The organism is Photorhabdus sp. P32, from assembly GCF_038085095.1.
GTDB classification, from domain to species: domain Bacteria; phylum Pseudomonadota; class Gammaproteobacteria; order Enterobacterales; family Enterobacteriaceae; genus Photorhabdus; species Photorhabdus luminescens.
Map to the genome: position 1 here is coordinate 19,426 of NZ_JAZGJN010000228.1, position 10,005 is coordinate 29,430.

11 protein-coding genes are annotated in these 10,005 nt (G+C 44.7%); 10 read left to right on the forward strand and 1 reads right to left on the reverse strand.

The annotated features are described in order from the left end of the window. Window positions 1–64 precede the first annotated feature (64 nt). From tgt to pgpA, 10 genes are all read left to right on the forward strand, one after another. Complete coding sequence (gene tgt / locus V2H77_RS06175) at window positions 65–1,189, forward strand: tRNA guanosine(34) transglycosylase Tgt (RefSeq protein ID WP_214087444.1); 1,125 nt, start codon at window positions 65–67, stop codon at window positions 1,187–1,189. 91 nt (window positions 1,190–1,280) lie between these two features. Then, a complete protein-coding gene (gene yajC / locus V2H77_RS06180) occupies window positions 1,281–1,610 on the forward strand; it encodes a preprotein translocase subunit YajC (protein ID WP_011148038.1) in 330 nt (109 codons plus the stop codon). A 27-nt stretch (window positions 1,611–1,637) separates the two neighbouring features. Then, window positions 1,638–3,485, forward strand: a complete 1,848-nt coding sequence (gene secD / locus V2H77_RS06185) for a protein translocase subunit SecD (protein ID WP_341498120.1) — start codon at window positions 1,638–1,640, stop codon at window positions 3,483–3,485. A gap of 10 nt (window positions 3,486–3,495) precedes the next feature. Beyond that, window positions 3,496–4,464: a protein translocase subunit SecF gene (secF, locus tag V2H77_RS06190; RefSeq protein WP_341498121.1), complete on the forward strand. Its 969-nt coding sequence runs from the start codon at window positions 3,496–3,498 to the stop codon at window positions 4,462–4,464. Window positions 4,465–4,579: 115 nt separating this feature from the next. Further along, entirely contained in the window at window positions 4,580–5,029 is a 450-nt protein-coding gene (gene nrdR / locus V2H77_RS06195; RefSeq protein ID WP_036775072.1) for a transcriptional regulator NrdR, read from the forward strand. 4 nt (window positions 5,030–5,033) lie between these two features. Next, entirely contained in the window at window positions 5,034–6,143 is a 1,110-nt protein-coding gene (ribD, locus tag V2H77_RS06200; RefSeq protein WP_341498122.1) for a bifunctional diaminohydroxyphosphoribosylaminopyrimidine deaminase/5-amino-6-(5-phosphoribosylamino)uracil reductase RibD, read from the forward strand. A gap of 125 nt (window positions 6,144–6,268) precedes the next feature. Next, complete coding sequence (ribH, locus tag V2H77_RS06205) at window positions 6,269–6,739, forward strand: 6,7-dimethyl-8-ribityllumazine synthase (protein ID WP_088375020.1); 471 nt, start codon at window positions 6,269–6,271, stop codon at window positions 6,737–6,739. Between the two features lie 26 nt (window positions 6,740–6,765). After that, window positions 6,766–7,182 (forward strand): transcription antitermination factor NusB, encoded by a 417-nt coding sequence (gene nusB, locus V2H77_RS06210; protein WP_341498123.1) that lies wholly within the window; start codon window positions 6,766–6,768, stop codon window positions 7,180–7,182. Window positions 7,183–7,281: 99 nt separating this feature from the next. Beyond that, the gene (thiL, locus tag V2H77_RS06215) at window positions 7,282–8,271 is read left to right on the forward strand and encodes a thiamine-phosphate kinase (protein WP_341498124.1); all 990 of its coding nucleotides are present in this window, start codon (window positions 7,282–7,284) and stop codon (window positions 8,269–8,271) included. Continuing rightward, on the forward strand, window positions 8,264–8,755 hold the full coding sequence (pgpA, locus tag V2H77_RS06220) for a phosphatidylglycerophosphatase A (protein ID WP_341498125.1): 492 nt from the start codon (window positions 8,264–8,266) through the stop codon (window positions 8,753–8,755). The genes thiL and pgpA overlap by 8 nt, the downstream gene beginning before the upstream one ends. A gap of 168 nt (window positions 8,756–8,923) precedes the next feature. Here the strand turns inward: pgpA and V2H77_RS06225 are convergent, their stop codons facing one another. Next, window positions 8,924–9,325, reverse strand: coding sequence for an Abi family protein (locus V2H77_RS06225; protein ID WP_341498126.1), 402 nt, complete (start codon window positions 9,323–9,325; stop codon window positions 8,924–8,926). Window positions 9,326–10,005 lie beyond the last annotated feature (680 nt).

Consider the following 10,005-nt stretch of genomic DNA (forward strand, 5'->3'; position numbering starts at 1 on the left):
AATTCCAACTTTATCTGGTTTCAAACAACAGCATCGGACTGTTTATCTGATGCCTGGAGGTTAAGTGAAATTTGAATTACAAACTACCGACGGCCAAGCTCGTCGTGGTCGTCTGATTTTTGAGCGTGGCGTGGTAGAAACGCCGGCATTTATGCCAGTTGGGACTTATGGCACGGTAAAAGGGATGACGCCGGAAGAGGTAAAAGAAACTGGTGCGCAGATCTTGCTTGGCAATACTTTCCATTTGTGGCTACGCCCAGGGCAGGAAATCATGAAACTTCATGGCGATCTGCATGGGTTTATGCAATGGCATGGTCCAATCTTGACGGATTCAGGCGGTTTTCAGGTATTCAGCCTTGGCGCAATGCGTAAAATCAAAGAGGAAGGTGTACATTTCCGTAACCCAATCAATGGTACCCCGGTTTTCCTTAGCCCGGAAAAATCGATGGAAATCCAGTATGATTTAGGCTCTGATATTGTCATGATTTTTGATGAATGTACGCCATATCCTGCTGATTGGGATTATGCGAAACGTTCGATGGAGATGTCTTTACGTTGGGCGGCGCGTAGTCGTAAGCGTTTTGATGAATTACAGAATAAAAACGCTTTGTTTGGTATTATTCAGGGAAGTGTTTACGAAGATTTACGTGACATTTCAGTAAAAGGTCTGGTAGAGATTGGTTTTGATGGATACGCTGTAGGTGGTTTGGCGGTAGGCGAGCCTAAAGAGGATATGCACCGTATTCTTGAACATGTCTGTCCGCAAATCCCGCAGGATAAACCGCGTTATCTGATGGGGGTAGGGAAACCAGAAGATTTGGTGGAAGGGGTTCGTCGCGGTATTGATATGTTCGATTGTGTGATGCCAACTCGAAATGCCCGTAATGGTCATCTTTTTGTGACCAATGGTGTGATTAAAATCCGTAATGCCAAACATAAAGAGGATACTTCGCCGCTGGATGAACAGTGTGACTGTTATACTTGTCGGAATTATAGTCGGGCATATTTGCATCATCTTGACCGTTGTAATGAAATTCTCGGTGCAAGGCTGAATACTATCCATAATTTGCGGTATTATCAGCGCCTGATGGCTAAGATCCGTCAAGCTATCGAAGAAGGTAATCTTGAACAGTTTGTTGAAGATTTTTATCAACGGATTGGTAAACCCGTTCCGGCATTAAGTATTTGACTTAAGTGGTGATTGACTGGTTTCAGTGTGTATAGCATATTGCGGCTGGTTTTTGATTACTATTGAATTTGATAACAATGAGGGAAGTTTAATGAGTATTATTTCTGAAGCAGCAGCATCTGCTGGCGCACCGGCTCAGGGAAGCCCATATTCTTTGATCATCATGCTGGTTGTTTTCGGCCTGATCTTCTACTTCATGATCCTGCGTCCACAACAGAAACGTACCAAGGAACACAGAAAGCTGATGGATTCTATTTCCAAAGGCGATGAGGTGATGACCAATGGCGGTTTGATTGGTCGTGTCACTAAAGTTTCTGACACGGGTTATATCGTTGTAGCACTGAATGATACTACTGAAGTGACCATTAAACGTGATTTCGTCGCTGCCGTTTTACCGAAAGGTACAATGAAAGCTTTATAATTTCTGATTTTCCCGAAGGGAACTGCCGTGCTAAACCGTTATCCTTTGTGGAAGTATCTGATGCTGATCGCTGCGATCCTCATCGGTTTGCTTTATGCGCTTCCCAACCTTTATGGTGAGGATCCGGCTGTACAAATCACTGGCGCGCGAGGTATTGCCGCCAGTGAGCAAACGCTGGCCCAAGTCCATAATGTTTTAGAAAAAAATCAAATCGCGAGTAAATCTATTGCGCTGGAAAATGGTGCGATTCTTGCTCGTTTCAATAATTCCGATATTCAACTTCGTGCCCGTGAAGTATTGATGTCCACATTAGGCGATCAGTACGTGGTGGCATTGAACCTGGCGCCAGCGACACCAACCTGGTTAAGCAAGGTTGGCGCCGAGCCAATGAAGCTGGGCCTTGATTTGCGAGGTGGGGTGCACTTCCTGATGGAAGTGGATATGGAAACCGCATTAGGCAAACTGCAAGAGCAGAATATTGATGGCCTGCGCACTGGTTTGCGCGAAAAAGGTATTCCTTATTCTACTGTTCGTAAAATTGATAATTACGGTGTAGAAATCCGCTTCCGCGATGAAAAAGCGCGCGATGAGGCAGAAAACTATCTTACTGGCCGTCACCGCGATTTAGTTTTCAGTATTGGAGCCAATAATACCCTGAAAGCGGTGATGAGTGATGAACGTCAGCGCGAAGCCCGTTCTTATGCGGTGCAGCAGAACATTACCATTCTGCGTAATCGTGTTAATCAACTAGGGGTGGCTGAACCATTGGTTCAGCGTCAGGGCGCTGACCGTATTGTGGTTGAATTACCGGGTATTCAGGATACTGCTCGCGCAAAAGAGATTCTTGGCGCGACAGCAACGCTGGAATTTCGTCTGGTTAATACCAGTATTGACTCTACCGCGGCTGCATCAGGCCGTGTACCAGGTGATTCTGAGGTGAAAAACACCCGTGATGGCAATCCGGTTGCGCTATATAAGCGTGTTATTTTGACCGGTGATCACATTACAGATTCAATCTCGGATGCCGATGAATACGGTAATCCACAGGTGAGTATTTCACTGGACAGTGCCGGTGGCACAGCAATGTCTAATTTCACCAAAGACAATGTTGGTAAGCCAATGGCAACACTGTTTGTGGAATATAAAGACAGCGGTAAGAAAGATGCCAACGGTCGGGCAGTGTTAGTTAAACATGAAGAAGTGATTAACATTGCTAATATTCAGACTCGTTTGGGGAATAGCTTCCGTATCACGGGTCTTTCCAATGCAACCGAAGCGCGTCAGTTATCCTTACTGTTGCGTGCGGGGGCTCTGATTGCGCCGATTCAGATTGTGGAAGAACGTACCATTGGGCCAACCCTTGGTCTGCAAAACATTGAACAAGGTTTAGAAGCTTGTCTGTGGGGCTTAATTGCATCAATTCTGTTTATGGTGGTTTACTATCGCAAATTCGGTGTGATTGCGAGCAGTGCTTTGTTGGCTAACCTGGTGTTGATTGTTGGTATCATGTCTCTGTTACCAGGGGCGACGTTAACCATGCCGGGGATCGCGGGTATTGTGCTAACACTTGCGGTGGCGGTTGATGCTAACGTACTGATTAACGAACGCATCAAAGAAGAATTCCGTAATGGCCGGACAGTACAACAAGCGATTCATGAAGGTTATAAAGGGGCTTTCTCCAGTATTATTGACGCTAACCTAACCACGTTGATTACTGCGGTCATTCTTTATGCTGTTGGTACCGGGTCAATTAAAGGCTTTGCGATAACAACGTCAATTGGTGTCGCGACTTCTATGTTCACCGCTATTGTGGGTACTCGAGCAATCGTCAACCTGCTATACGGCGGTAAGCGTATTAAGAAGCTATCAATTTAAGGAGCACGTTGTGGCACAGGATTATACTGTTGAACAATTGAACTACGGTCGTAAAGTCTATGATTTTATGCGCTGGGACAACGTTGCTTTCGGAATTTCGTTGCTGCTATTGGTAGCTTCTGTTTTTGTGATGGCAACCCGTGGGTTTAACTGGGGACTCGATTTTACCGGTGGGACGGTAATCGAAATCAAACTCAGTCAATCTGCTGATCTGGATAAGATGCGTGATAGCCTGGCAAAAGCGGGTTTTGAAGATCCGCTATTGCAAAATTTCGGTAGTAGCCGTGATGTCATGGTGCGTATGCCACCGGTTATGGGGGCGGCTAACGAGGAGCTGGGCAAAAAGGTTATTAAGGTCATTAATGACACCATTGATAAAGATGCGAGTGTTACTCGTGTTGAAATTGTTGGGCCAAGTGTTGGTGCTGAGCTCGCCCAAGATGGTGCAATGGCGTTACTGGCGGCGCTTATTTGTATCTTGATTTATGTTGGATTCCGTTTTGAATGGCGTTTAGCATTGGGTGCGGTTCTCGCCCTTGCCCATGACGTCATCATCACGCTAGGGGCTCTGTCACTGTTCCATATCGAGATTGACCTGACCATTGTGGCATCGCTGATGTCAGTTATCGGTTACTCATTGAATGACAGTATCGTGGTTTCTGACCGTATCCGTGAGAACTTCCGTAAGATCCGTCGTGGTACGTCGTATGAAATTATGAATGTCTCTCTGACGCAAACATTGAGCCGCACCATCATGACATCCGCGACTACCTTACTGGTGGTGCTGATGTTATATATTTTCGGTGGCGCAATGTTGAAAGGTTTCTCACTGGCGATGTTAATCGGTGTTTCTATCGGTACGATATCTTCTATCTACGTTGCTTCCGCTTTAGCGTTGAAACTGGGTATGAAGCGTGAACACATGATCCAACAAAAGGTTGAGAAGGAAGGGGCTGATCAGCCATCTTTATTGCCTTAATTATTCGACCTTGATGCTGTTCAAACACCCTGTGAGTATCCGGCTGACAGGGTGTTTTTTATTCAGATTAAGGATAAACTGTAAATTTAGTTTGGATTAACCATCAGGAAAAGATATGCATTGCCCATTTTGTGCTGCTGTTGATACCAAAGTGATTGATTCTCGTTTGGTAGGGGATGGTTCGCAGGTGCGCCGGCGGCGCCAGTGTCTTGAGTGTCATGAACGATTCACCACTTTTGAAATGGCTGAGCTGGTTATGCCTAGAGTAATAAAAAGTGACGATATCCGAGAGCCGTTCGATGAAGAGAAGTTGCGCCGTGGTATGCAAAAAGCGCTGGAGAAGCGCCCGGTCAGTTCTGATGATGTAGAAATGGCGATTAGCTATATTAAATCTCAGTTGCGTGCTACCGGTGAGCGGGAAGTTCCATCTAAAATGATTGGTAATCTGGTTATGGATGAATTGAAGAAGTTGGATAAAGTTGCTTATATCCGTTTTGCTTCTGTCTATCGCAGCTTTGAAGATATTCGTGAATTTGGCGAAGAGATTGCTAAATTGCAAGGTTAAGTCAATGAATAACGATAAAAAATATATGGCGCGCGCCTTGGAATTGGCGCATCAAGGGCGCTTTACCACGTCACCCAATCCTAACGTCGGTTGTGTGATTGTGTGTGATGGACAGATTGTTGGGGAAGGTTTTCATTTACGTTCTGGCGAGCCACATGCTGAGGTTCACGCTTTAAGGATGGCCGGAGATAAAGCTAAAGGCGCAACTGTTTATGTTACGCTTGAGCCATGCAGTCATCACGGTAAAACACCGCCTTGTGCCGATGCGTTGATTGCGGCTGGCGTTAGCCGAGTGGTTGCGGCGATGCAAGATCCTAATCCACAGGTAGCAGGAAGGGGGCTTTATAAGCTGCAACAGGCTGGTATTGCAGTAGAACATGGGCTGATGATGGAAGAAGCTGAATCTCTCAACCGGGGATTTTTAAAGCGGATGCGTACTGGGTTCCCGTATATTCAGTTGAAGATGGCTTCTTCTCTTGACGGACGAACGGCGTTGATTTCTGGCGAAAGTAAATGGATTACATCACCTCAAGCTCGCCATGATGTGCAAAAATTTCGGGCTCAATGTAGCGCGATTCTGAGTTCCAGTAGCACTGTTCTGGCTGATGATCCTCACTTGACGGTTCGTTGGAGTGAATTGGATGCGGAAACTCAGGCGGTTTATCCTGAGGAGAATCTTTGTCAACCGGTACGTGTTATTGTTGATAGTCAGAATCGTGTTGGTCCTCAGCATCAGGTGATACAACAGCCCGGTTATTGTTGGCTGGCTCGCACTAAAGCAGATGAACATGGCTTATCTGAAAATGTAGAACAGATATTGTTACCGGTTCATGGCGCTGGAGTAGATTTAGTGTCATTGATGATGCAATTGGGGAAGCGCCAGATTAATACGGTCTGGACTGAGTGCGGGGCATTGCTGGCGGGGGCATTGCTAACTTTAGGGTTGGTGGATGAACTGGTTCTTTACGTTGCGCCAAAAGTGTTAGGTGATACGGCTTGTGGATTGTTTACTATTCCTGAACTCAAAAATCTGGCAGAGGCGCCGGAATTTGACATTTTTGATGTTCAGCAAGTTGGACCTGATCTTCGTCTACGCTTGCGGCCTGTATACTGACTGAATCGGTGAGTATGAGTTAGTTTGCTTGTTTTTATGCTCTGTTGCTAAATCCGCAGGCGCGGCTAACGAAAAATATGGTAGAATCCGCCCCCCTGCGGATATCAACAGATAGAAGGAAGGCTATGAACGTAATCAAAGGTGTTGTTGCAGCTCCACAAGCTCGTGTGGCGATTGCCATTGCACGTTTTAACAACTTCATTAATGACAGTCTGTTAAGCGGCGCAGTAGATGCGCTTGAACGTATCGGTCAGGTTGCCTCAGAGAATATCACTGTTGTCTGGGTTCCTGGTGCTTACGAGTTACCATTGACAGTGAAGACATTGGTCGAAACCCGTAAATATGACGCCGTTGTCGCGCTAGGTACAGTTATCCGTGGTGGTACCGCTCATTTTGAGTACGTTGCTGGTGAATGCAGTTCTGGTCTGTCTAATGTGGCGATGTCCAGTGAAATCCCAGTGGCGTTTGGTGTTCTGACTACAGAAAGCATTGAACAGGCGATTGAGCGCGCAGGAACCAAAGCGGGTAATAAAGGTGCAGAAGCTGCATTAACCGCACTGGAAATGGTCAATGTAATTAATGCCATTAAAGGCTGATTTTAGTTTTAATTAAGGGGAATCTTGTGAAACCTGCTGCTCGTCGTCGTGCTCGTGAGTGCGCTGTTCAGGCTATATATTCATGGCAATTATCTGGCAATAGCATTGCTGATGTTGAATTACAGTTTCTGTCGGAGCAGGACGTCACTGGTGTTGACGTAACCTATTTTCGTGAATTGCTGTCAGGAGTAGCTGTGAATGCAGTTAGGCTGGATGCTTTGATGGCTCCTTATCTTTCCCGTCAGCTCGAAGAGTTAGGTCAGGTAGAAAAAGCCATTTTGCGTATTGCTATGTTTGAACTAAGTTATCGTGATGATGTCCCTTATAAAGTGGCTATTAACGAAGCTATCGAATTGGCAAAAGTCTTCGGTGCTGAAGATAGTCACAAATTCGTGAACGGAGTATTGGATAAATCTGGTCCGGCAGTACGCAGAAAAAGATAAGCGACTGCTTGTCGGGTTTTTCCCACCGTAGACGATGATTTGTAAGGCCGGGATACCGGCCTTATGTTCATGATCATCTGTAATTTTTGGGATTTTATTATGGCATGTGGCGAATTTGACCTCATTGCACGTTATTTTGATCGCCAGGAGACTAACCGGCGTGATGTAAATTTAGGTATTGGTGATGACTGCGCACTGATGACGTTGGCCGATAAACAACAATTGGCGGTTAGTACGGATACTTTAGTTTCAGGCATTCATTTTTTACCTGATATCTCCCCTGAAGATTTAGCTTACAAATCTCTCGCTGTGAATCTTAGTGATCTGGCTGCGGTCGGCGCTGATCCTGCCTGGCTTTCATTGGCGTTAACATTACCGGAAGTGGATGAATGCTGGCTGAGTAGTTTCAGTGACAGTCTGTTTGAGCAATTGCGTTATTACGGTATGCAGCTTATTGGTGGTGACACTACGCGTGGCCCGATGAGTCTGACGTTGACGATTCATGGTTTAGTTCCCACAGGCAGAGCGTTACTGCGTACTGGCGCAAAAAATGGCGATTGGATTTATGTGAGTGGATCGTTGGGTGATAGTGCGGCAGGTTTGGCCCTGTTACAAAACCGTCTGCAAATTTCTGATCCGGTATCCCACAACTGGTTGGTTCAGCGCCATCTCAGGCCGCAACCTCGTATTTTGCAAGGGCAAGCACTACGTGGCTTGGCAACATCAGCTATTGATTTGTCTGATGGTTTGATTTCCGATTTGAGTCACATTCTGAAAGCCAGCCGATGTGGAGCCAGAATAAATCTGGATGCGATTCCTTACTCTGATGCGATGAAACAATATGTTGAACCACAACAAGCTTTGATGTGGGCTTTGAGTGGCGGGGAGGACTATGAATTATGTTTTACTGTCCCGGAGAGGAATCGTGGTGCGTTGGAAATTGCGTTGGCGCATACTGGTGCTAGTTTTAGCTGTGTTGGACAGATTATGGCGGAATCAGAGGGAGTTCGTTACTACAGCAATAATAAAGAGATTAAATTAGATCTGAAAGGGTTCGATCACTTTATTACTGAGGAAGCACATGGATAAGGCAAAGCGTCGTTTACGGATGAGTAATCCCTGGCATCTATTAGCGACAGGTTTTGGTAGTGGATTGTCGCCGGTTGTGCCGGGGACAATGGGATCGGCAGCGGCTATTCCATTCTGGTTATTACTGATTCAGTTGCCGGAATGGATTTGCTGGTTGGCTATTATTATTGGGATGTTTTTCGGCATAGTGATTTGTCAGCGTACTTCTGATGATATGAAGGTTCATGACCACGGTAGTATTGTCTGGGATGAATTTATCGGTATGTGGATCACATTGATGGCAATTCCGGTGGTTAACTGGCAGTGGGTTTTGACCGGTTTTATAGTGTTCCGTATTCTGGATATGTGGAAACCGTGGCCAATTCGCTGGTTTGATCGCTATGTTCATGGCGGATTAGGCATCATGTTGGATGATATTATCGCCGGTGTATTTTCTTTCGTGATTGTTTGGTTACTGGCGTTTTATCAGGTTTTGACTTTTTGACGTGTGTAGGTAATTGGATTTGTTCCTCTTTAGAAACTTAAAATTTCTACCGAAATATTGACGGGAGAAAGATCTGAATAAGATCTTTTTTCTTATTACTAATGTTTTTGTTATCAGTAGAGTCATTGTAAATAAGTAATCCACCATCATTAGTTCTATTCTGGTTGATCACTCTGTATTAAATAATGCTCGGGGGAATCCATCATTATTAGGTAGCCCCATTGCTGTTAAATTGCATCCGGGTAGTTCTGGCTTGTTATCTATTAAATCTGCTACAGTGGATATCCATTTTGAACTTGGGCCTATCTCTTTAATCAAGAACCATAATATAGCAATCATGCCGTACATTCTTTCATAGGAATCATCAGTTAATCCTAATTTATTAAAAAAAGGATGATTTGGTAGTGGCTTTAGTTTTGGTTCGTTAACTTTATTCCAAATCCGGGAGTGATGTGCGCATCGATTCCTAAGTACATTCATTGCACTTAGCCAGTTCTGTAATATTGGGCCATTTCCTGGGGGAATGCCTAACCTAGCAAGAATATCATTCCTGTATTTGAGCAGTAATATTCATACCTCGAAATTGTAATAGATCGACTAGTTTGTCATATTCTTTATGAACTTTGACCGGTTCAGTCATAGCGCTGCAATTCTCATAGTTCGAATATAAGAAGGCCCAGCCATAACAATCATCTCATTAAGTAAGATTTAAGCCAGGGGGCCGGGCTCAGTTGTGGATAATTTATACCCGTTATCTTTCAAGTTGCCTCTTTGTTGGCTGCGCTCACTCACCCCGGTCGCATAGTTCGCTATGCTCCCGGGGATTCGCTTCCTTGCCGTCGCGATGCATCTTGAAATCCATTGGGTATATACTAATTAAGGGATAAAAACAATGGTATATTTATTGTAGCCATCCCTACTATATTTCGGAGGGATGAAAGAAGTATTGAGGAGAAGTTTTATATTGCAGTATTAACCTATGTACCGTATTGGCGTTTTGTATAATATGACACTATAATGTGACTGCGTGCTATATTGTTTTCTAAAATACATTTTAGCTAATTGATAATCTGTTTTTTTACAGGCTCTGTTTTTGTTGTGTAAATATATTTACTCACAGAGTTAAAGTGTTTATTTTACCTATTTACCTATTTACCTATTTACCTATTTACCAGTCTCTTATACACAACTCCGAGCCCACGAGACCGAACTCGATCTCGTAAGACTACTTCTGCATTAAAAGTGTCGGG